This is a genomic window from Tunturibacter empetritectus (assembly GCF_040358985.1).
Classification (GTDB): domain Bacteria; phylum Acidobacteriota; class Terriglobia; order Terriglobales; family Acidobacteriaceae; genus Edaphobacter; species Edaphobacter empetritectus.
On sequence record NZ_CP132932.1, the window covers coordinates 2427897 to 2451150 of the forward strand.

11 protein-coding genes, 1 tRNA gene and 1 pseudogene are annotated in these 23254 nt (G+C 57.3%); 5 read left to right on the forward strand and 8 right to left on the reverse strand.

What is annotated here, in order from left to right; all coding sequences use genetic code 11:
* Positions 1-229 precede the first annotated feature (229 nt).
* From RBB75_RS09990 to RBB75_RS10000, 3 genes are read left to right on the forward strand one after another with little or no spacing between them, the layout of a single operon-like run.
* On the forward strand, positions 230-1615 hold the full coding sequence (locus RBB75_RS09990) for an efflux RND transporter periplasmic adaptor subunit (protein WP_257030806.1): 1386 nt from the start codon (positions 230-232) through the stop codon (positions 1613-1615).
* Complete coding sequence (locus tag RBB75_RS09995) at positions 1612-4779, forward strand: multidrug efflux RND transporter permease subunit (RefSeq protein WP_353070333.1); 3168 nt, start codon at positions 1612-1614, stop codon at positions 4777-4779. The genes RBB75_RS09990 and RBB75_RS09995 overlap by 4 nt, the downstream gene beginning before the upstream one ends.
* Positions 4780-4798: 19 nt before the next feature.
* Entirely contained in the window at positions 4799-8131 is a 3333-nt protein-coding gene (locus tag RBB75_RS10000) for an efflux RND transporter permease subunit (protein ID WP_353070334.1), read from the forward strand.
* Between the two features lie 112 nt (positions 8132-8243).
* Here RBB75_RS10000 and glgP read toward each other — a convergent pair whose 3' ends face one another.
* The 4 genes from glgP to RBB75_RS10020 form a co-directional block, all read right to left on the reverse strand.
* The gene (gene glgP / locus RBB75_RS10005; RefSeq protein ID WP_353070335.1) at positions 8244-10040 is read right to left on the reverse strand and encodes an alpha-glucan family phosphorylase; all 1797 of its coding nucleotides are present in this window, start codon (positions 10038-10040) and stop codon (positions 8244-8246) included.
* A 197-nt stretch (positions 10041-10237) separates the two neighbouring features.
* A complete protein-coding gene (locus tag RBB75_RS10010) occupies positions 10238-11608 on the reverse strand; it encodes a pyridoxal phosphate-dependent decarboxylase family protein (protein WP_353070336.1) in 1371 nt (456 codons plus the stop codon).
* Between the two features lie 6 nt (positions 11609-11614).
* A complete protein-coding gene (locus RBB75_RS10015) occupies positions 11615-11917 on the reverse strand; it encodes a hypothetical protein (protein ID WP_353070337.1) in 303 nt (100 codons plus the stop codon).
* 117 nt (positions 11918-12034) lie between these two features.
* Positions 12035-13702 (reverse strand): adenosine deaminase family protein, encoded by a 1668-nt coding sequence (locus tag RBB75_RS10020; protein WP_353070338.1) that lies wholly within the window; start codon positions 13700-13702, stop codon positions 12035-12037.
* 203 nt (positions 13703-13905) lie between these two features.
* On the opposite strand from RBB75_RS10020, the gene RBB75_RS10025 reads away from it, so the two are divergent.
* Positions 13906-13980 (forward strand) — tRNA-Phe (locus RBB75_RS10025).
* Positions 13981-14639: 659 nt separating this feature from the next.
* Here RBB75_RS10025 and RBB75_RS10030 read toward each other — a convergent pair.
* From RBB75_RS10030 to RBB75_RS10040, 3 genes and pseudogenes are all read right to left on the reverse strand, one after another.
* Positions 14640-17543: a TonB-dependent receptor domain-containing protein gene (locus RBB75_RS10030; RefSeq protein ID WP_353070431.1), complete on the reverse strand. Its 2904-nt coding sequence runs from the start codon at positions 17541-17543 to the stop codon at positions 14640-14642.
* A 66-nt stretch (positions 17544-17609) separates the two neighbouring features.
* Positions 17610-17945: pseudogene (locus RBB75_RS10035) on the reverse strand (carboxypeptidase-like regulatory domain-containing protein); the annotation flags it as partial.
* Positions 17946-18081: 136 nt separating this feature from the next.
* On the reverse strand, positions 18082-19173 hold the full coding sequence (locus tag RBB75_RS10040; protein ID WP_179636465.1) for a LacI family DNA-binding transcriptional regulator: 1092 nt from the start codon (positions 19171-19173) through the stop codon (positions 18082-18084).
* Between the two features lie 56 nt (positions 19174-19229).
* Between RBB75_RS10040 and RBB75_RS10045 the strand changes: the two genes are divergently transcribed.
* Entirely contained in the window at positions 19230-20630 is a 1401-nt protein-coding gene (locus tag RBB75_RS10045) for an MFS transporter (RefSeq protein WP_353070339.1), read from the forward strand.
* A 120-nt stretch (positions 20631-20750) separates the two neighbouring features.
* Here RBB75_RS10045 and RBB75_RS10050 read toward each other — a convergent pair whose 3' ends face one another.
* Positions 20751-23171 (reverse strand): hypothetical protein, encoded by a 2421-nt coding sequence (locus RBB75_RS10050; RefSeq protein WP_179636467.1) that lies wholly within the window; start codon positions 23169-23171, stop codon positions 20751-20753.
* Between the last annotated feature and the right edge of the window lie 83 nt (positions 23172-23254).

The window sequence follows — 23254 nt, forward strand, 5'->3', positions numbered from 1 at the left end:
GTGTCCTTTCTTCCGTCTAACCAACAATAACTTCCCTGCGTCTAAGAATAATTGTCCTGCGTCTAACAAAAATCGGAACGAATATGACGGGCGTTTCGTAGATTCAGCATTGCCTGACGCAGGAGATGCGTCTGAGCGACCAACGTCATTATCGTTTATTCTTAGATATCTGGCACACCTATCATTTTGTTCGTGCAGTGAATTTTTCTGAGAGAGCTTGAGAGACTCCATGCCGTCAACGCAGATGAACGAGAAAGAACGAGTAGACGGGGCAGCGGCAGCGGAGTCGCAGAAGAACCTGCGAGAGAGCGAGCCGTTGGTAGAGGGGCCGAAGGGATCGCCGGCGCGGAAGTGGATTGTGGTGCTGGTGATTCTGGCCGTGGTGGGGGCGGCGGTATGGAAGATCCGCCGGAACACGGCAGAACAGACCGGCGTCCAGATGATGATGGCGGCGCAGGCGGATAGGCCGACGCCAGTGCAGGTGTCTTCGGTGCAACAGAAGACGATGCCGATTTTCCTTACCGCTCTGGGAACCGTTACGGCATACAACACGGTGACGATCAAGTCGCGTGTGGATGGGCAGTTAATGCAGGTGCCGGTTCGCGAAGGGCAGGCGGTGCGGCAGGGACAGGTGCTGGCGGAGATCGATCCGAAACCTTACCAGGCGGCGCTGGAGCAGGCGCAGGGGCAGTTGGTGAAGGACCAGGCGAATGCGGTGAATGCTCGCGCGGAGGCGGCGCGGTATGAGGCGCTGCTGTCGGCTGGCGTGGTTTCGAAGGAGAGCCAGCAGGCACAGGCTTCGACGGCGGGGCAGGCGGAGGGTTCGATTGCCTCAGACCGCGCGGCGATTGAAGCGGCGAAGGTGAACCTGGGGTATACGAAGATTTTTTCGCCGATCAATGGGGTGGTTGGGCTGCGGCAGGTGGATGCCGGAAATATTGTGCATGCAGCGGATACAAATGGACTGCTGGTGGTGACGCAGCTGCAGCCGATCGCTGTAATCTTTACGTTGCCGGAGGATCAGCTGCCGGAGGTGTTGAAGAAGTCGCGGGCGGGCGACAAGCTGGTGGTGGAGGCGTATGACCGGGCTGCTGCGACTCACCTGGCGAGCGGAAGTTTGCTGACGGTCGATAACCAGATTGATACGACGACGGGGACAGTGAAGGCCAAGGCTGTCTTCGAGAATAAGGATGGGGCGCTGTTTCCGAATCAGTTTGTGAATGTGCGGTTGATCCTGCAAGAGAAGAGGAATGCGGTGGTGATTCCGGCTTCGGCGCTGCAGACGGGGACGCAGGGGAACTTCGTCTACCTGCTGAAGCAGGGGCAGCCGCCGGCTGATCCGCTGGCGAAGAAGGATGCGGATGGGCCGGTGATCGAGCTGCCAGAGAACAAGACGAACTACTACGTGATGGCGCAGACGGTGAATGTGGAGCTGACTGAGGGGACGCAGGTGATCCTGAGCGGCGGAGTGAAGCCGGGAGACCAGATTGTGGTGGATGGGCAGGAGAAGTTGAAGAACGGAAGCAAGGTATTTCCGAGGACGGCTCCGGTGAAAGCTGGAGATGGAACAACTGCTGAGTTGGGTATGACAAGCACCACGGGGCAGCCCTCGTGAGTCCTTCGAAGCCGTTTATTCTTCGGCCGGTGGCCACCTCGCTATTGATGGTGGCCATTTTGCTTGCGGGGTTTGTCGCGTATGAGCAACTGCCGGTGTCGGCGCTGCCGCAGGTGGACTATCCGACGATCCAGGTGCAGACGTTTTATCCGGGGGCGAGCCCGGAGGTGATGGCGTCGTCGGTGACGGCTCCGCTGGAGCGGCAGTTTGGGCAGATACCGGGGCTGAGTCAGATGACTTCGTCGAGCTCTGGCGGCGGCAGTGTAATTACGCTGCAGTTCGATCTGTCGGAGTCGATCGATATTGCGCAGCAGGATGTGCAGGCGGCGATCAATGCGGCGTTCAGCTATCTGCCGAAGGACCTGCCGAATCCGCCGGTGTACAGCAAAGTGAATCCTGCTGATGCACCGATTATGACGCTGGCGCTGACCAGCGATACGCTGCCGCTGGCGAAGGTGGAGGACCTGGCGGATACGGTGATCGCGCAGAAGATCTCGCAGCTTTCGGGTGTGGGGCTGGTGTCGATCAATGGTGGGCAGAAGCCTGCGGTGCGGATTCAAGCGAATCCTACGGCTCTGGCTAACTATGGACTTAGCCTTGAGGATATTCGCGCGGCGATCGGAACGACGAATGTGGATCAGGCCAAGGGAAACCTGAATGGGGCGAGTCAATCGTATACGATCGGCGCGAACGATCAACTGCCGTCGAGTGATGCTTATAACAAGGTGATTATTGCGTATCGGAATGGGTCGCCGGTGCGGTTGTCGGATGTGGCGAATGCGGTAGACAGCGCGGAGAACCTGTTTCAGGCAGCGTGGATGGGGACCGCGGCGCAGGCTGGTGCGGGCGGCCAGCAGGTGCATGATGCGGTGTTGAAGCCGGCGGTGATTGTGAACATCCAGCGGCAGCCGGGGGCGAACATCATCGGCGTGGTGGATGAGGTGCAGAAGATTCTGCCGCAGCTGCGGTCGACGATGCCGGCGACGGTTCAACTGCAGGTGCTGACGGATCGGACGAATACGATTCGGGCTTCGGTGAAGGATGTGCAGTTTTCACTAGTGCTGACGATCGGGCTGGTCGTGATGGTGATCTTCCTGTTCCTGCGGTCGATTGCTGCGACGATTATTCCTTCGGTTGCGGTGCCGCTGTCGATTGTGGGGACGTTTGGGGTGATGTACCTGCTCGGGTACAGCCTGAATAACCTCTCGCTGATGGCGTTGACGATCTCTACCGGATTTGTGGTGGATGACGCGATTGTGATGATCGAGAACATTGCGCGGTTTCTGGAGCAGGGTGACTCGCCGTTGGAGGCTGCGCTTAAGGGTTCGGAACAGATTGGGTTCACGATTGTCTCGCTGACGGTGAGCTTGATTGCGGTGCTGATTCCGCTGCTTTTCATGGGCGATATTGTGGGTCGGCTGTTCCGCGAGTTTGCTGTAACGCTGGCGGTTACAATTCTGGTCTCGGCGCTGGTTTCTCTGACATTGACGCCGATGATGGCGGCGAAGCTACTGCGGCATACGCCGGAGAGCGAGCAGAATGCGTTCTACAAGAAGAGCGAAGAGTTCTTCGAGTATGTGATTGCGAAGTATGCTGTGGGGGTGCGGTTTGTACTGCGGCATCAGACAGCCACGCTGCTCGTGACTCTGGCTACGTTTGCACTGACGGTGTATCTGTTTTTGATTGTGCCGAAGGGGTTCTTCCCGGTGCAGGATACGGGCGTGCTGCTGGGAATTACGGAGGCTCCGCAGACGATCAGCTTCAATGCGATGAGCTCGCGGCAACAGGCGTTGGCGAGAATCATTCTGCAGGATAAAGATGTTGAGAGTGTTTCCTCGTTCATTGGGATCGACGGGACCAACTCGACGCTGAACAGCGGACGCATTCAGATCAACTTGAAGGATCGGGAGCAGAGGAGTTCTACCGCGCTTGAGGTGATTCAGCGGCTGGAGCCGAAGGTTGCTACGGTAGATGGGATTCAGTGCTTTCTGCAGCCACTGCAGGATCTGACGGTGGAAGACCGCGTGAGCCGGACGCAGTATCAATACTCGTTGGAAGATGCGAATACTGAGGAGTTGGCGATGTGGACGGGCAGGTTGGTCGCGAAGCTCAACCAGATTCCGATTCTGAGCGACGTGGCGAGCGATGAGCAGATGAGCGGGCTTGAGGCGCAGCTGGTGATCGATCGCGATACGGCTTCTCGGCTGGGAATTACGCCGCAGAATATCGACGACACGCTGGATGATGCATTTGCGCAGCGGCAGGTTTCGACGATCTTTACGCAGCAGAATCAGTATCACGTGGTGCTGGAGGTGGCTCCGAAGTACCAGCGAAATCCGGCGGCGCTCGACAACATTTATGTGAAGAGTTCGAACGGAACGCAAGTGCCGCTGTCGACGTTTACGCACTTTGAAGAGAAGCCCACGGCGCTTGTGATCAATCACCAGGGACAGTTCCCGGCTGTGACGATCTCGTTTAATTTGGCGCCGGGCAAGTCTATCGGCGACGCAGTGGATGCGGTGAATAAGGCCCAGGCGGAGCTGAATATGCCACCGAGCGTTAAGGGTGAGTTCCAGGGTTCGGCGAAGGCTTTTGAGTCTTCGATTGCGAATGAGCCAATTCTGATCCTGGCAGCGCTGATCGTGGTTTATATCGTGCTCGGTGTTTTGTACGAGAGCTATATCCATCCGATTACGATTCTTTCAACGCTGCCGTCGGCTGGAGTTGGCGCGATTCTGGCGCTGCTGCTGTTCCATGTGGACTTGAGTGTGATTGCGCTGATCGGCATCATTCTGCTGATCGGGATCGTGAAGAAGAACGCGATTATGATGATCGACTTTGCGCTGGAGGCTGAGCGCGAACAGGGGATGACGCCGACGGAGGCGATCTATCAGGCTTGTCTGCTGCGGTTTCGGCCGATCATGATGACGACGATGGCGGCACTGCTTGGCGGTTTGCCGCTGGCGCTTGGAACGGGCACGGGTAGTGAGTTGAGGCGGCCGCTGGGGATCACGATTGTTGGCGGACTAATTGTGTCACAGGTGTTGACGCTGTTTACGACGCCGGTGGTTTATCTGTTCTTCGACCGGATCGCGCGCAGGTCGAGGCGGGCTCAAGGTTCCAAGGATGTGGAGTTGCACGCGCACGCGATGTCAGCTGATTGATGGTTAAGGATTAAGAATTATGCATTTTTCAGCACCATTTATTCGGCGGCCGGTAGCGACGTTTCTGTTGTCGCTGGCGGTGATTCTGGCGGGTGCGGTGGCCTATACGCTGCTACCCGTGGCCAGTCTGCCGCAGGTGGAGTTTCCGGTGATCTCGGTAGGTGCGAATTTGCCGGGTGCCGATCCGGAGACGATGGCCTCGTCTGTGGCGACGCCGCTGGAGCGGCAGTTCTCGAAGATTGCCGGCGTCAACGAGATGACGTCCTATTCTTCAACCGGCGTGGTGGGGATTACGCTGCAGTTTGATCTGACGCGCGATGTGAATGGAGCGGCGCGGGATGTGCAGGCGGCGATCAATGCAGCGCGGAGTCAACTGCCTGCGAATCTGCCAAGTAATCCTGGGTACTACAAGGTGAATCCGGCGGACTCGCCGATCATGATTATCGCGTTGACCTCTGACACGATGAATGTGCCGCAGCTGTATGACGCTTGCGACAGTATTCTGGCACAGAAGATCGCGCAGATCCCGGGTGTGGGGCAGACGTTCTGCGGAGGAAGCGCAAAGCCTTCGGTGCGGATCGAGGCGAACCCGATGCAGCTGGCGCACTATGGCGTGGGGCTGGAGGCGTTGCGGGCGGCGATCGGCACGGTGAATGTGAATCAGCCGAAGGGATACCTGCAGGATGACACGCGGCGGTGGAGTGTCAGTGCGACGGATCAGTTGTTTGGCGCGGCGGCGTATGCTCCGTTGATTGTTGCGACGGACAAAGGGCCGGTGAGTTCTGCGGCTGCGAGTTCGGGGCTGCCGGCTTCGGTGGCGAGCGCGTTGACGAGCAATCCGCAGGCGGTTGGTGGAAGTGCGGGTTCGAGTGGTGCCGGGACTGCTGCGAATGCGCCCGTGGCGAACAGTTCGACTGCGGCTGTTGCTGCACCTGTCGTTGCGAGTACCGGGAAGGGCGCCGGGCCTGGAACGGCGCATGGTGTGGTACGGATTCAGGATGTGGCGAATGTCGTCAACAGCGTTGAGGATGTTCATGCTACCGGGGTGTTCAACGGCAAGCCTGCGATTCTTGTGATCGTGTTCAAGACTTCGACGGCGAACGTGATTCAGACGGTGGACAACGTGAAGAAGATGCTGCCGTTGCTCGAGGCATCGATTCCACCGGCGATCTCGGTGCATGTGGCACTCGACCGGACAACGACGATTCGTGCTTCGGTGAAGGATGTAACGCGAACGCTAGTGATCTCGATCCTGCTGGTGATCCTGGTGGTGTTTCTGTTCCTACGGGAGGTGCGGTCGACTTTGATTCCGACGGTCGCGGTGCCTTTGAGCCTGCTGGGGACCTTCGCGGTGATGTATCTGCTGGGATATACGCTGGATAATCTTTCGCTGATGGCGCTAACGATCTCGACGGGGTTTGTGGTCGATGACGCGATTGTGGTGATCGAAAATATCAGCCGGCATCTTGAGGCCGGGATGACGCCGTTGCAGGCGGCGATGGTGGGTTCGAAGGAGATTGGATTTACGGTGGTGTCGATGAGCACGTCGCTGATTGCGGTGTTCATTCCGATTCTGCTAATGGGTGGGATTGTAGGGCGGCTGTTTCGTGAGTTTGCGGTGACGCTGTCGGTCGCAATTATGGTCTCGCTGGTGGTGTCGCTGACGACTACGCCGATGTTGAGCGCGAAGTTTCTGGAGCCACATGGCAGGCGGGAGCATGGGTGGTTCTATCGTTCGGGCGAGCGGGCGCTGGCGTGGATGGCGGCGGAGTATGAGTTGGGGTTGCGCTGGGTGTTGAAGCATCAACGGCTGGTGCTGGTGATTACGGTGCTGACGTTTGTGCTGAATGTTTATCTGTACATCCTGGTACCGAAGGGATTCTTTCCGGAGCAGGATGCGGGGCGTATCGGTGGGCAGGTACAGGGGCAGCAGGATGTATCGTTCGCGCAGATGAAGAAGAATGTGCTGGCGCTGGCGGCGATTGCGCAACAGGATCCAGGCGTTGAAGATGTTACGGCGTTTGCGGGTGGGCGCGGAAATTCGAACGGCGGCTTCATGTTCATGTCGCTGAAGCCGGATGCGGAGCGCAAGAAGGCGGGAGACACGGCGCAGGTGATCGTGAACAGGTTGCGGCCCAAGGTCAGCAACTTGCCTGGCGTGATTATGTACCTGCAGGCGTTTCAGGATCTGCGGATTGGCGGACGGAATACGGCGACGGAGTATCAGTACACCCTGACTGGAGATAATCTGAAGGAGTTGAACGAGTGGGGTCCTAAGTTGCAAGCTGCAATGGATCAACTGCCGCAGATCAAAGACGTCGCTACGGATCAACAGGCGCTGGGATTACGTGGGCAGTTGGTGATCGACCGTGCGACGGCCAGCCGGTTGGGGGTGTCGCCGCTGACGATTGATTCCACGCTGTCGGATGCGTTTGCACAGACCCAGGTTTCGACGACGTACATGCCGCTGAATCAGTATCACGTGGTGATGGAGGTTGCGCCGCAGTTCCAGGAAGATCCGGATGCGCTGAAGAGTATCTATGTGAAGAGCACGACGGGGGCGATGGTGCCCCTGTCGGCGGTGACGCACTTTGAGGCGCAGAGAATTCCGCTGGCGGTAAATCACCAGTCGCAGTCGCCGGCTACGACGTTGTCGTTCAATCTGGCGCCGGGGGCTTCGCTGAGTCAGGCGACGCAGGCGATTCAGCAGGCTCGCGTGGATATCGGGATGCCGTCGGCGATTCATGGCGGATTTGCTGGTTCGGCACAGGCCTTCAAGGATTCGCTGAAGAGTGAGCCGTGGTTGATTTTGCTGGCGTTGATTGCGGTCTATCTTGTGCTGGGGATTCTGTATGAGAGCTTCATTCATCCGCTGACGATTCTGTCGACGCTGCCTTCGGCTGGGGTGGGCGCGATTGTGGCGCTGCTGCTGTTCAACGTGGATTTGAGTGTGATCGCGATGATCGGGATTATTCTTTTAATCGGGATCGTAAAGAAGAATGCGATCATGATGATCGACTTTGCGCTGGTGGCGGAGAGACAGCATGGCAAGACGCCGCAGGAGGCGATCTTCGAGGCTTGTATGCTGCGGTTCCGGCCGATCATGATGACGACGATGGCGGCTCTGCTCGGAGGGCTGCCGCTGGCGCTTGGTCGCGGGACCGGCAGTGAGATGCGGAGACCGCTGGGGATCACGATTGTGGGTGGGTTGATTGTGTCGCAGGCGCTTACGCTGTTTACTACGCCGGTGGTTTATCTGTTTTTCGATCGGGTGAGGGGCAGGTTTGCTCGGGCGGTGCGGGGGCGACGGGCTGGGCGGCGGCGGGTGGCTGAGGTTGTGGCTGGGGATTAGATGGTTTGAGTCAACTGCTTGAGAAAGCTAAAAACAGGCAACCGCGTGCTGCGCGCACGGCGCGATCTCCCATCGAGGCTGACGCGCCTTCGGCGCCTTGTTGGGGTTGGGTTTAGACCAAGGCGGGTTCGGCTACTACCGTGTCCGTCGAGCGACGATGCTCGAGGTAGCTGGTCTGAGTTGGGGATAACAATGTGGGTGGGAAGTAGGAGTTTTCGAAGTACTGCGCCAGCATACGGTGGGTGTTGAAGAAGCTGCCGTTGATGGCGATACAGTGCTGCTGCATGTGCGCCCAGGCGTGAGGATTGGCGTACATGGGAGCGATCGACTCTTCGAGCTTTTCGTACAGGCTGGTTGCTTCGGCAGCTTCGTCTTCGCCGTCTTCGATGGCCCAGCCGGTGGTGTTTTCGGCACAGCCTTCGATCCACCAGCCGTCGAGGATGGAGAGCGAGGGGACACCGTTGAGGGCGGCCTTCATGCCGGAGGTGCCGGAAGCCTCGTAGGGGCGGCGAGGCGTGTTGACCCAGACATCGACGCCCTGGGTGAGGAGAGCGCCCAACTCCCAGTCGTAGTTTTCGATGTAGTAGATCTTGAGGGCCGAAGAGTTGAGCTTGGCGGCAGAGGCGAATACGTCGCGGATGAGGCCTTTGCCGGCGACGTCGGCGGGATGGGCTTTGCCGGCGTAGAGGATCTGGAGGCCGCCGATCTTCTCTGCTATTTCGACGAGGCGTTTGGGGTCGTGCAGAAGAAGGCTGGCGCGCTTGTAGGTGGCGACGCGGCGGGCGAAGCCGAGGGTGAGGACGTTGGGATTGAAGTGATGGCCGGTGCGTTTGGCGATAGCGCTAAAGAGGCGGAGTTTGCCTTTGTTGTGCGCGGCGGCGATGCGGGCCGGGTCGATGCCGTAAACCGACCGGAGGTACTGGTTGTCAGTGCGCCAGTGAGGAATCTCTTCGTCGAGCAACTCCTGAAACTGGGGCGAGAGCCAGGTAGCGGCATGGACGCCGTTGGTGATGGAGTAGACCTTGTAGCCGGGGAACATCTGCTGAGAGACCTTGCCGTGCTGCATGGCCACGCCGTTGACGAAGCGCGAGAAGCGCAGGGCGATGTAGGTCATATTCATTAGGCCGTTGTGGAGGCAGCCAAACTGGTCGATGGCGGCGGCGCGGTCGTTGCCGAGAACCTGGTACATCTGATCAACACCGAACTGATCGTGGCCGGCCGGGACAGGGGTGTGGGTGGTGAAGACGCACTGCTGTCGAACGAACTCGATGTCGGCTTCGGTTGCGTCCTTGAGCGGGGTGCCTGCCAGGTGGTCTTCGAGGAGGCCGATGGCGAGGAGGGCGGCGTGGCCCTCGTTCATGTGATAGACCTTCGGTTTACATGCAAGCGCGTCAAGTAAGGAGACACCAGCGAGGCCGAGAACAGTCTCCTGACAGAGACGGTAGTAGGTGTCGCCGCCGTAGAGGTGGTCGGTGAGGCGGCGGTCCCAGGGGTCGTTGCCTTCGACGTCGGTGTCGAGGAGGAAGACGGGGATGATGTGGCCGGTGACGCCGACGACATCGAAGCGCCAAGCACGGACCAGAACCTGCCGGCCCTGCATGGTGAGGGCGATGATCTGGTTGGCGCTGGGGAGGGTGGTCTCGGGGGACCAGGGGACGTCGGCTTCGGTCTGCTGGCCGATGTCGGAGAGCTTCTGGCGGAAGTAGCCGCAGCGATGGACGAGCGAGATGGCGACCATAGGGGCGGCGGTGTCGGCTGCGGAGCGGAGAGTGTCGCCGGCGAGCATGCCGAGGCCACCGGAGTAGGTGGGCAGGGCCGGAGAGAGAGCTATCTCCATGGAGAAGTAAGCGATGGTGCGGGTGGAGAGATCAGGCGTCGTAACAGGGATGGAGGCGGAGGGAAGAGTCATGCGGTGGTTAATCCTTTTCTCATCCGATTTTGTATCTCGTCGCGACGATGGCCCAGGTTGCGATGACACATGATTCTCTATCGGCGGGTGAGATGCGCTGCGAGATCCGAAAGAGATCGTTGGAAACTTGAAATTATGGCTGATTCTACCAAACGACTCTCCATCAAAAGATGGAACTCTGGTTACGTTTTCTCATGCTATCGGGGTATTGACCCGACTTGGCGGACGGCCGCGGCCTGAAGGCGTTGCCATAAGTGGTCTAACCAAAGGAGATGCTCCGGCTTCATGAGGACGGATCGGAGGCAGGTGACTTTGTTTGCCGCGTCGTTTTTGGGGGTATCTTGCCAGGTATTATGTGAAAAAAAACGCACCGGAAGCTTGGCGAGAGCAAGGTGGAGATCGTTTTTGGCGGCTTCGTCGAAGATGGACTGAGCCAGCGCCGAGGAGGCTTCTGGTGTGGGGGCGTTCACGGCCCAGAAGACGATGTCGAGCTGAGGCGGACTGGAGGGGGTGAGGAAGTGGGGGGATTCGGTGAGGCGGCGGTGGAGTTCCAAGGCTGCGGTGTGACTGGCTTCGAGGCCCTGGGCGAAGACGCCGCCGGGAATGTAGGGGAGGAGTTGCTGGGTCGCCCAAAGAGCTACGGCGGAGGCTCCGGCGCGGGAGCACTCGAGGGAGATCTCGCCGAGGTGGAGATCTTTAGAGGAGAAGTAGGTGTAGGGAGAGTCGTGCTTGTAGAAGCGGCCGACGGCTGGGTCGCGGAAGAGGATGGAGCCGCAGCCGTAGGGTTGGAGGCCGTGCTTGTGGGGATCGATGACGATGGAGTCGGCGTGGGGGATGGCGTCGAAGGCAGCGCGGGTCTCGGGGGAGAGATTGGAGGCGAGGGTGAAGTAGCCGCCGTAGGCCGCATCGACGTGTATGCGGAAGTTGAACCTTTTCTGCAGCACGAGGACTTGGTCGAGTGGATCAACCGAGCCGATGGCCGTTGTGCCTAGCGTGACGACGACGGTGCCGATGTTTTGGGTTTCGAGGAGACGCTCGAGTGCGTGGAGGTCCATTCGGCCGCGGTCGTCGGAGGGGATGGCGAGAAAGGGCAGGCCGAGGACGCTTGAGATGCGGTTGTGCGTGTAGTGGGCCTGGTCAGAGGCGGCGATGGCCTTGCCTGGTGCGAGTTGGCCGGCGACCCAGAGGGCTTCAAGATTCGCGAAAGTGCCACCGCTTGAGAGGTGGCCGAGATGCTGGGGCCAGTGAAACATCTTTGCAAGAGCGGCGACGGCTTCGATCTCCATGGCGGAGCTGGCGCGGCCACCGTCGAGGGCGTGATTGTTTGGGTTGACCGACATGGCCAGAGCGTAGGCGGCGCGGGCGATGGGGTGGGGCGGCTTGAGCATCTGGCCGGCGTAGAGAGGATGGGCGTAGGGGTAGTTGTCCTGCAGGCGGCTGGCTACCTGATTGAGGATCGCAGAGGCTGTTTCGTCCAGCGGGGGCGCGGGTGCGGGCGGCAGATGGGCAAAGCCTTCATCGAGGCGGCTCTGAGCTTCGGCGAGGAGCTGGAAGATGTCGTATCGCATAGAACCCTAGTAGGCAGACCGAGTGACGAAACCTATCTTGATCATCAACCCGAGCACTGTTGCGAGAATGAGGGCAACCGTCGTCCACGGTGCGTAGCTTCGCAGGCGCTTGGTTAAGGCTTCAATAACGAGAATAAGCGCGTAGAGGAGAAATATAAGGACGAGTCCATCCGCCACGAAGTATCGTGTTACGGCAGGAGTAGTCACCGTAAGGCCCCACTGTAGATTGAACGGATGGGCAAAGCTGCCGATGACGAAAACTAACAGGAAGAGAACAAATTGAAGAAGAGTGACCGCTGCTTTTTTCATGGATGAACTCTCGGGTTGGGTCTAGTGTGATGACGTATGCGTCCATAAAGATATAGCGGACAACGTGCGACCACCGTTTGATGTGACGACGTTGATGTTCGGCGGATCTGGTAGGCCCTAATTCAGATTGGACTCAAAGAGATCGTAGCGGTGTTCGAGCTCCCATTGTTCGGCGGCTTTTTCGCTGGATTGAAGAAAGCTCAGGCAGTTTGGTGTGGGGTTTGCGGATCCCAGAGGCTGTCCGGCACAGGCGGCGACAGTTTTGGTGAAGACATCGGGCTGCTGCCAGAGACTGGGGCCGGGAAGGAAGTTGTGTTCAAGGCTGGTGCGGGCGGATTGTTTGAGGTCGAGGTAGGAAAGGTCGAAGTCCATGGCGGCGCGTGTGTACTCGTTGGTGAGATCGATGCGGGAGACGCCTTCGTCGTCGGTGGAGAGGGCGATGGGAACGCGGGCAGCGCGATAGGACGGAAGCGGATGCCAGGGGGCTGTGACTCCGAGGATGACATCGTTCGAGGTGAGGTTGATCTCAACCATGATGTGACGGTCGGCTAATTCTTTCAGCAATGCCTGCGGCTCGTTCTCGTACATGACGTCGACGCCGTGGCCGATGCGTTCTGCGTGGCCGAGATCGACGGCTTCGCGAATGTGGAAGCGGAGACCATCGGGTGGCACGAGGCCAGGGGCGATCTCGCCGGCGTGGAGGGCGATGTGGACCTTGGGGTAGACGCTATGGAGGTAGTCGAGCATCAACATCTGGCGGTGGTATTCGGACATGGATAGGTAGGCGTCTTCGGGCTGCACGAAGTTGAGACCGACGACGCGAGGGTCGACTGAGGCGACCTCGAAGGCCAGGAGGGTCTGCGCGAAGACGTGCTCCGGGGGGAAGGCGCGAAGGACTTGGTAGAGAAAGCGAACCTTGACGGAGCAGCCCGATCGGGCGCTGGGTTGGCCGCAGTCTTCGATGCGGTCACGAGCGTCGAGGGCGTCATCAAGTTCTTTGCGATCGACGGCGACTTCGTTGCGGAGGCCTGCGTTAAGAAGGGTTTCGCGGAGATGGCTGAGGTCCTCTCGGGTGGTACCGGTGGCGTCGCCGGTGCGGTTTTGCGCCGGATCTGCGGGGGTCGTGGGCCAGTCAATTTTTGAGACGATCTTGGAGAGGTCGGTGAATATGGGTGTCTCCATGACCTCCAGATACTGCTCGTTCTGAGCGGCGGCGCGGGTGGCGACTTCGTCAAGCCATTCTCCGGCATGGGATTTGTTGAGAGTGCGGAAGCGGTCGAAGGTGGCGAAGAATTGATCGTGCCCGCTGACGCCTGCACTGGGAACAAAAGCGCGCATGGAGAAGGAGTCGACGAGAGCGTCGTAGAGCTTCTGGTCTTTGAAGGCGCCCTCGGCGCGGGCGTGGCCCTCGCCACAAACGGGCTGCGGCGGGATGCTGCGAGTGGTGCCGCTTGGCTTGACCAGGGTGTGGGTGGTTAGGTCGACGCAGAGAAGATCAGAGGCTGCATCCTTAATAAGGGTCTCGGCGTAGATGGCTCCCGAGAGGTGCATGTGCAGGTCGGCACCCTTGGGCATGCGGGTGAGGAAGGCGTTGAGTTGGAGAGGACTTTGCCTTGCGGTGTTGAAGGCTTTGATGGCGCGCTGTTCGCGTGGCGTGGGAGTTGTTCCGGCTCCCTTCCCAACGGCCGCTGCTGTGGCCGGTGGCGTTGCAACTTGCGCGTGGGCGGCGGTGACGAAACAAAGAGACAATACTACAGACGTGAGGCTTTGAAGGCGACGGAGCATGGGCGTCCTTGAAGTTCGAATGATGAGAAAGGATAGCGCGATACGGGTGAGTTGGCGGTATGGCTCGGGATTGCTATACTTAGAATGCGTTTGCGTTGCTGGCTTCCCCACCGGCAATGGGCTCCGTGAAAAGCCGGGCCGACAGATGTAGCATTAGCGCACGGCGGTTCTTGGCGATCCCCGATAACAGGCGCGCATGCCAAGGCCAGATAGCTCAGTGGTAGAGCGCGGCCCTGAAAAGGCCGGCGTCGGCGGTTCGATCCCGTCTCTGGCCACCATTACTTCTACACACTTCCTCAGAGTCTTCCAATACGTTGAATAATTCAACGTCCCCGGAGACTTCGAGTAGAGGACCATCGGGAGCTTTCTTCGGCGTAAGTATAAGCTGCCAAATATGTTTAGCCATAATCTGCCGTGCAATTTCGACATCGCCGTGCAGAAGCCTGCAAATCTCAGCGGCCTGATAACAGAGAATTTTTTTTAACTCCTCCAGAGACAGCGACAGCCTTTGCGGCTGATTCATCTCAGCCAAACGGTCGTCTAACCTTCCTATCTCCGCTTCGATGGTGGCCAATTTCGACAAAAGATTATGCGAATGCCCGATTGTCGCAATCGCATCGGTTACGCTATTCACTTGTATCTTCAATTCCTGCCGCTTCGCCTGAAGTGCTGCTACTCCGTTCGCGGCGCTGTCCGTCTATTCACGGAGTTCGTGCAAGCGACCCTGTAGTCGTTCCTGAAAATGCTTAAGTGCATAAGCAACCGCAACAGGGCTGAAAGTTCGGTTAGACAACCCGCGGAGAAGTTGGGCTTCAAGTCTGTCCCGGCGGATCAGGACGCTATTCGTACAGACTCCCTGGTAGCGATGATTTGGACAGCCGATCCCTGCAGATGAGTCTCGTGAAGCCGCCCATCTGCAGAGGTCTGGTGAAAACGACTAGAACTGGAACCGACCGCCCAGTTGAATGATTCGGCCCTGATGCGCTGTTTGCACGTAGCCTAAGGTCGAGTCATCAAAGCTCGGATCGGGGTTACCGTAGTTCGCGTAGTTGAGGATGTTGAGAGCTTCGCCGCGTAACGTGAAGGTCGAGTGTTCCGCACCCCACCACTTGATCTGGAAGTTCTTGCTCAGGCCGGTATCCAGCGTAAAGTAGCCAGGACCACGAAATGTGTTCTGCTTGTTGCCTTGCCCTTCTCCTAGACCAGACGGAGTGGAGAAGTCTGCGGCGCCGCCAGCAAACACAGAGGTTTGACTATAGCCGGCGCGTCGTTCGTCCGAACGGCTAAAGCTGCGCTTGGTGCCGCTATAGACAGGAAGATCGTATTGCACACCATCCTGGTTGTAGTCGTGCGCTCCGGAGGTGGTCGCGATGGAGAACGGAGAACCAGATTGAGCGATGATCGAATTGTTGATGCTCCAGCCGGACAACACTTCATTCAGTGCGGTCTGATGAAACTTGGCTGGAACTTCGTAAACCTGAGAGAGACTGAAGCGGTTGCGGATATCGCCATTCAGGTTGCTGTACTGCGAATGAATGTTGTACTGATCGGTGAAGGAAACATTTGGATCGCCGAGGGATTTACCCCAAGTGTAGGACGCCTGATAGGTCAGCTTTCCGATAGTTTGCCGCGCGGTAGCGATGAGTGCGTTGTAGTTGGAGATACCAGCGTTTCTGAAGAACTTGATCTGCGCAAAATCAGTGTTGTAGCGCTGATTGGCCGGGTCTGCGGTTAGGCCAGGATAGGTATTCACGTCGGTCTGAACGATCTGGTCGTAACCGTAGGACCCCGAGTAGAGCAAGCCGAAGACAAGCTTCGCAGGCATCTGCTGCTCGATTCCGATGTTGTATAGGACCGCCTTCTGCGGCTTTACATTTGGATCGGTTCCGTTGAGGCCATACGGCTGGGGGTTCCCGTTTGCGTCCAGCGGAGCGCCCTTCTTCGAAAATCCGAAGACAGGCACTGTCGGTAGAACAAAGCCGTAAGGATTGCCTCCCGGAGGCCCTTGTACCGTGCTGTTGCCGTAGAGCGAGGGTGTGGTGATTCCGAATTGGCTGATGGAGAGGCGAGTCGGCGGTTGTGTGGGGAGGTTATTGGCAACCAGGGTTAGGGTCAGGTCGTCGCTATAGAGGCCGGCGCCCGCATGCAACAGCGTGTTGTTGTTTGTTCCGGGGAGCGTATATGCAACCGAGGCCCGCGGAAGAAAGTTCTTGTTGCGCGAGCTTGCGTACACATTGCTAACCGAGACGCTGGATGCGTTTGCGACTTGTTGTTGAAGAGAGGATCCAGATCCGAGGACCACGTTTGCGTACGGCTCAGCATTCTTGCCGTAACTGGCCGGATTACCGTAGTCATCCCAGCGAAGTCCGTAAGTGAGTAAAAGATGAGGTGTGATCTTCCAGGCGTCCTGCGCATAGAGACCAAAGCGACTTCCCTGAGCACCGAAGAGCTGAGGAAGAAACTTGCCGTCCTGCGCCGATAAGGTGTAAATCTGTTGACCGTTCGTGACGTCGTCCAGGAAGTTATAAATTCCAAAGCTGAGTTGCAGAAAGACACGGCCATACAGCGCGCTTTGGTCGGCGAACTCGTTGTTATAGGATCCCTGGAAGCCAAAAGTCATGTTGTGCCTGCCTTTGACGTAGGACACTGTGTCGCGGCCATAGGTCTGGTGCTCTGCCTGCGTCTCTAGAAACTGCGACACGTTCCCGCCACCGCATCCACCGCATCCATTGACGTAAGGCACAGTCAATAAGACAGTGCTATGTGCCGTAGGCGCGTAATTGAAGGCGAAACGAGTCTGTCCGAAGCTTGCCTGGTTTAGCAGCGAGGAGCTGAATTCATGAGTGTAGTTTCCAGCGATGTAATACCCCGTGCTTGGGGTCTGTCCATCGTAGGTGGATTGAATTCTCGCGGAGACGCTGTTTTGGTCAAACCGGAAGAAGCTTGCGTAAAGACGGTCTTTCCCGCTGCGCAGGGTGTGATCGAGACGGAAGTTGTACTGGGCGCCATTATCCGTCTGCGGCGTGGCAAAGGGAGACTGCTGATTGATTGCGAGGCTACACGGAATTACCGTAGCGCTGGTGCCTGAGGGGTCGCAACTGGAGTCCACATCGCTGCCCCTGAGGGTGACCTGCGCATTCGAGATCGCCCGATCCGCAGGGAATGGCGCCAGCCCTTTTGCGATGTTTTGAGAGTTTGGATAGTGCGCCAACCCCCATGCGATGAAGTCGTTCGAGTAGTAGGTCTGAAAGCCCGCGTTGGGGGTTCCGACTTGCTGATTGAAGTAAGAGCCAAAGAAGAAGGTGCGATCTTTCCAAATTGGTCCGCCAAGCGCACCGGAGACGAACTGTTTCCGGAAGGGCGTCTTCACACCGAAGGGCGCCACGGCCGCGAATGGAGTACCGGTGTAGGTGTAGTCCGCATCGCCGTGAAATTTATTTGCACCGGACTTTGTAGTAATGCTGGTCTGGATGCCGCTGCTCGTTCCATTCTCGACGGAGAAGGTCGTCGTCTGAAGCGCAATCTCCTGGACCATGTCCGGGTGTGGAACGATCGTGACAGCTCCTGGGCCTGCACCGTTTGTATCTGTCTGCGTGAAGCCGCCGATCTGACTATTGACCGGAATAAAGTCGAGCAGATATAAGTTGCCAGCGTTGGAACGGCCGTTTGCGCTCTCCCCAGAAGTGGTGCGGTTGACGGGGATATTTACCTGTCCCTCATCGATGCCCGTCGCTCCTGGCGCGGACCGCAGTAAGCTCAACGTGGAACGATTCTGGAGTGGGAACTCTTCGATCTCACGGGCGCTCAAGGTGTATTGCAGACGGGTTTCGTCCAGGTTCAAGCCGTGGCTATCCTCGGCTGAAACTGTCACAGTGTCATTGGTACCGTTGATTGCGACCTGGATATCGATGCCAGCTGTTTGTTCCGTGGTAAGTTGTGCGTCTCGAACGGTCTTGGCGAATCCTTTAGCCTCTACCGTGACCCGGTACGGTCCGGGGGGCAGCCGGTTGAAGTAGTACTGACCTGAAGGACTGGACGTTGATGTCTGACTTATGTTGGTGTCCGTGTTGGTCAATATTACGGTGGCATTGGGCACAACAGACCCCGATGGATCCTTAATTGTGCCCTGAACATTGCTCGTAAACTGCGCAGACGCAGAGTAAGCGGAGAAAAACAGGGTTAATGCCAGTGCGAGGTGTCGAAGCTGTATTTGGCTTCGGATCATTCTGTTTGTTGCGAACATGCGGGCGCTCCTTCAAAGGTTTGCAAATGCGATAGGATTTGAAGCGCTTCAAATCACACGCGAAAAGGTAGCTAAGCAAGGAGAAGATTGTCAAGGAAAATCAGCTTTGCCTCGAATCAACCTGCGGATGAGCAACTCAGTGCCTCTTACCGATCTTATTCTGTCGAGGTATGCCGTCTTTCGGCTGACTTGTCGAGGCTCGGATACGCATCTCGGGCTCAACTAGTATCAGTGGCGGCTGTGCTTTGCCTTGAATGGCCTCAAGAAGGACGCTGGAGGAGAGCATCCCGATCTTGTCGAGCGGTTGGTGCACGGTCGTCAGGGAGGGACGTTCATACTCGGATGCGGGGATATCGTCATAACCGACGACGGAGATGTCATCCGGTACACGCAAGCCGACGCTCTGGAAGGCTCGCATCGCTCCCATCGCCGTCGAGTCGTTATAGGCAAACAGAGCCGTAAATGGGCGCCTTCGGGCCAAAAGTTCGTTGGCTGCATGATAGCCCACATAGCCATAGCGAGCCGAACCTCTCTCGTCGCCGAGTTCGAGCTGAATCGTTAAATCCGGGTCAATCTTGAGACCGAGCGCCTTAGCAGCTTTACGAATCCCCGCCCATCGTTCCGCAGTTGCTGTGCTTTCTTGTTCGCCTCGCATAAATGCGATCTGGCGGTGACCCAATTGGTAGAGATGTTCCAGCGCAAGTCGGGTGCCGCGCTCCTCATCCAGGCATAGATTGGTAGCGTTTTCGTGAGGTTTTCTACCGCCGATGCGGACTGAGGGCAATCCCAAGTCATGGTCAAACACTGTATTGATGAGGACAAGGCCCTCGACCCCTCTGCGCATGAGGGTTTGCGGCAGCCGCTCCAGCAGCGATCTATTCCAGCGATGGCTCGTGACGAAAAAGAAATACTCTGTTTCAAGCAAATGCAACTCGATGCTTGCGATCAATGTGGAATAATAGCCCTCACTTATGGCGGGAACGATGACACCGATCGTGTTACTTCGACCGATAGAAAGGGACCGCGCAAAATGATTCGGCCTGTAGTTGTACTCCGCAGCTGCCTTCAGGACGCGCTCCCGAGTCTTCAATGCAACCCCGGTCGATTCCACATCAGGACTGAGTGCCATCGAGACCGTACCTTGCGAGAGCCCCAAATGCTCAGCCAAAAACTTCAGACTCACAGTTTTTTTTGGTTTATTCATTTGAACCGCTTTATACGCCTCCAACTTCTTCTTTGCACAGTATCGCGAATGAGGTTGCGGGCGCCACTCCAATATCGTTTTTGCCCTTTAGCCGTGACAACGGCGACATGACGGGGCCGCTCTTAGAGGTACGGCGATCACGCTGGCCGCTACGAATTGCTTATGCGTCGGGAGATGCCGGCTTCAATCTAGTCTGGGTCCTGTTCGATTCGTTTTTGATCTACTTTTATGCCGAAGTATTCGCGCTTCCAGCTTGGGCGCTAACGCCGGTTCTGCTGGCCGGAAGAGGTGCAGACTTCGTGTGCAGCCTACTGATGGGAACTTGGGCAGATCGCACCCGATCGCGATTCGGCAGCTATCGTCCCTTTCTCCTCTGGGCGGCCGCTCCGCTAGCATTGGCGACAGTCTTCTTGTTCAGTGCTCCGGCGGCATGGCCTGTCTTGCTGCAGCGCCACGTAGGGACAAGCCAAGGTGTTCGCTGGGCTTTTGCGACTGCAATGATCTTTGGAGCCTTTTATGCGACGGCTAACGTTGCTTACACAGCACTGCTCTCGGCAATCACAAACGATCCGAAAGAGCGGGTAGGTCTCTCTGCAGCACGCTTTGCTGCCGCCGCAGGATCGGTTCTTCTGGTGCAATCCTTTACCCTACCGTTGGTTGGACACTTTGGTCTAGGCCACGCTGCTCTCGGGTGGCAGCGCGTGAGTCTGCTTTATGCAGTTATAGGGTCTCTGCTGCTGATCGGATGCTTTGCCGGCACGCGAGAGATCGTTCAGCCACTGCCGGTGACAATAAATAAGCCAGCGCGACCACTGCTAGCGGTGATCCACAGCAGAAGTTTTATTCGGCTTCTGCTGGCTACTCTGCTTTCTCTCGCAGCACTTACCTGCCGCGGGACTATTACTCCTTTCTACGTAAGCTACAACGCAGGCCATTCAACATGGATTGGATTTACACTCGCCAGCAACTCGATTGCGGCTCTTGCCGCATGTATCGTTCTGCCATATCTTCGGCAAAATTGGCTACCGCCGCGAAGAATCGCAATCCTCGGAGCAATGGCAGGTTCGCTGCTTTGTTTGCCGCCCGCGGTTTGGGGCAACCCTCGCCTACCGAAACTTATCTTGCTGCAGATCCTCTTTGGAGTAAGCACTGGGACACTACTTCCGGCACTATTTTCCCTCTTCGCTGAACTTCCTGGACGTCTTGACGCAGCTGGAGGCTACAGAACAGCTGGCCTCATCGCTTCCGGCTCTCTAATAAGTCTCAAACTCGGTGGCGCACTCGGGGCCGTACTCGTATCTTCCAGTCTTGGACATCTTGGCTTCCAGGCTGCACCGACTCAACCGGGTCATGTCCTCGACGGGATCAAGTTTCTGTTTACTATCGTACCGGCAGGGATCTTTATGCTCACTTTCCTGACTTTGAAGATAGGAACTCGAGAAGCATCCTTCATCAAGGACAATTCGAAGGAGCAGCTTTAGACACCTCAATATGCAGCAACAAAACAGAGACTGTGAATTGCCGCTCCAGTTCCGAAAAGAGGTCGATGATAGCGGGTGCTCCCAGGATCGCAATCGAGAGCACCCACAATGCAAATGCGTTTACGGTTCGTAGGTCGAATAGGCATAGCCATTGCCACCGAAGCCGATATAGACCTGCCCGAAGATATCCTGGCTCGCAGCGAGTGTTGTGACATAGTCGAACAGTCCGGTCGGATAGTTGGCTATGCGGTTGAATGTCTTCCCCTCATCAACCGATTGGAATACGCCCCACTGCCCGTCCCCGCGATGCAAGCCATACACATAGATCGCAGGGTGTTTGCTACCATCCGCCGGCTTGCCAAGTGTCAACGCCCAAGCGAAGTCGAAGTTTGGATTTCGCGAAAACGTGTTCCCTCCGTCCGTCGAACGGTACAGCCCGTGTGCAGTTGCGCCCTCGCGGCCATCAACGAGCCAAAGATGCCCGCTGATCCCAGGCTCCGCATACATCTTGCCGTGGTGCATCTTGAGCGGAAGTACTGAAGCGCCCGCTGGTTGAGCCCAAGTCACGCCGCCATCTATGCTCTTCCAGAAGCCGCCGGCAGCAAGGTTGAGATAGAACACGCCAGGCTTCACAGGATCGGCGACAACGGAGTGCTGCACAAGAGCACCTACCCAGTCGCCCCAGAATGGTGGCATGTAGGTGTACTGGTTTGTATTTCCTTCACATGGCTGTTGTTTCGTTGAGCTCTGCCCAGTAAAGGCGGTGTCTACCGCATTGTCGAACGAGGTCGTTTGGGTCCAGGTAGCTCCGCCATCCTTCGAATAGAAAGGGGCAGGAGCGACGGGCCCATAGGTGAACTGACTTGTCGGTAGACGCACAAGATTGTCGGCTCCAGCAGCATCGCCGACGTGCCCTTTTGCGCGTGCAGAGACCGCAATCGTGCCGCCCCAGAGAATGCAGGGATTTGTCCCGTAGGTAATCGAGTTGAAGAGATTCCAGGTTTGACCACCGTCTTCAGAGTAGCCGGAGAACTGCTGCTTCTGAGGGTCGCCAGCGAAGAAGTTGTCGGAGGCTACGGCTATGTAACGTGGCTGATTTGGGACAAAGTTAATGTCCTGTGCGCTTGAGAGTCCGTTGTTGTTGTAGCCGAGAGCCGGATTGTATCCCCATAGATCGATCGGATAATGATCAGCGTTTAAGCGATCCGGGTCATTGATCGTAAACAGCGTCTCGTCATCTCCGGCAAGTATGGGGCGCTGTCCAGGCGGCAGTACAGCGTTGGTCGCTACAAGCTCTTCGATTCCTGGAGCGCTCGCCCAGACAGGCGGATTTGCGGCCGCATCCGTCTTATCGTTCGGCACTGTCGAGACGACGCCATCATTGCCACCAGGGATGTAGAGGGTACCGTTCGAGTCGAAGTAGATACCGCCTGTCGAAAGGTAATGTTGCTGAGGACGAATCGCCGACGGCGCTAGCCATTGGATCGGCTGAGACTCTGAGAAGAAGACTCCGCCCAGGTTAGTCCATACCGCTCCGCCATCGGTCGACCGGGCCAACGCGCCGCTGCCGCTTATAACGAAGATTCGTCGCGGGTTCGACGGATCGACCGCGATACCCCCTATTGAGCTGATCGGGGTCGTGAAGGTCGTCCAAATCCCAGCGCGGGTATACCGGTAGACATTGGCGCTCCGTCCGTCAGTTGTCCAAAGCGAGCCATTGGAATCGATCGTTGTAAAGCCCGGTGAACCGTCAACAGGCTGCCCGGCACTGATGTTCTTGAAGCTTTTTCCGCCATCGCTACTGCGGAGGATAGAACCATTTGTAAGAGTGAGAAAGACACACTTCGATACCGTATTGCCGAGAAGAGAGGCCGTGCCGCAATTCGGATCAAAGCGCGGCAGAGCGACATCGGTAGAGGCCGAAGGGGCTCCGTTGCCCGTGATGCTTTCGAAATGGAGGCCACCATCCAGACTGCGCCAAAGGCCGTTGCCCGGAGTTCCGAAGTAGACGAGATTGCTGTTGGTTGGGTCGATCGCAAGCCTCTCTCCACGCGTCTCACCCGACAGACTAGTTGTGAGCGAGAGATTGCTGGCGGTAAAAGTCGCGCCACTGTCGATGCTGCGATAGACATTCATGTTAATGGAGGGATTTGTATTGGCAATATCAGAAGACCGGGTAAAGGAGTAAGCCACAAGAATCACCTTGGGATCATTCGGATCCAAAGCGACTGCGCCCTCGACTCCAGAGGTAGGAGCACCCGTAATCTCCGAAGAGAACGCACTGCTTATTTTCAAGGGAGCCCATGCTCCCGTGGCCGCGTCCCAGCGGTAAATGTTGTCCACATCGGCTCGAGCGACACGAGTGTTGGGGTCTTTGGGATGAACGGCAAAGCCGCGAACGAACCCACCGGATCCAATCTGTACCGGCTTCCAGGTGTAGCTTCTGGTAAGGTCTTTATCCTGTCCATAGGAAACAGAGGAAAGAATTAGGGTGGCTAAGAGCAAGCTGCTCGGTGTAGCAATAGAGACAAGTCGATTCATCGGAAACTCCTGTCAGCATATAAAATGAAAGATTTATTTGAAGCGCTTCAAATACCGCACCACTCTGAACTATCCATCTCTCA

Coding starts and splice junctions, on each gene's coding strand:
- RBB75_RS09990 (WP_257030806.1), top strand. CDS start 230: ATGCCGTCAACGCAGATGAACGAGAAAGAACGAGTAGACGGGGCAGCG.
- RBB75_RS10000 (WP_353070334.1), top strand. CDS start 4,799: ATGCATTTTTCAGCACCATTTATTCGGCGGCCGGTAGCGACGTTTCTG.
- glgP (WP_353070335.1), bottom strand. CDS start 10,040: ATGACTCTTCCCTCCGCCTCCATCCCTGTTACGACGCCTGATCTCTCC.
- RBB75_RS10010 (WP_353070336.1), bottom strand. CDS start 11,608: ATGCGATACGACATCTTCCAGCTCCTCGCCGAAGCTCAGAGCCGCCTC.
- RBB75_RS10015 (WP_353070337.1), bottom strand. CDS start 11,917: ATGAAAAAAGCAGCGGTCACTCTTCTTCAATTTGTTCTCTTCCTGTTA.
- RBB75_RS10020 (WP_353070338.1), bottom strand. CDS start 13,702: ATGCTCCGTCGCCTTCAAAGCCTCACGTCTGTAGTATTGTCTCTTTGT.
- RBB75_RS10050 (WP_179636467.1), bottom strand. CDS start 23,171: ATGAATCGACTTGTCTCTATTGCTACACCGAGCAGCTTGCTCTTAGCC.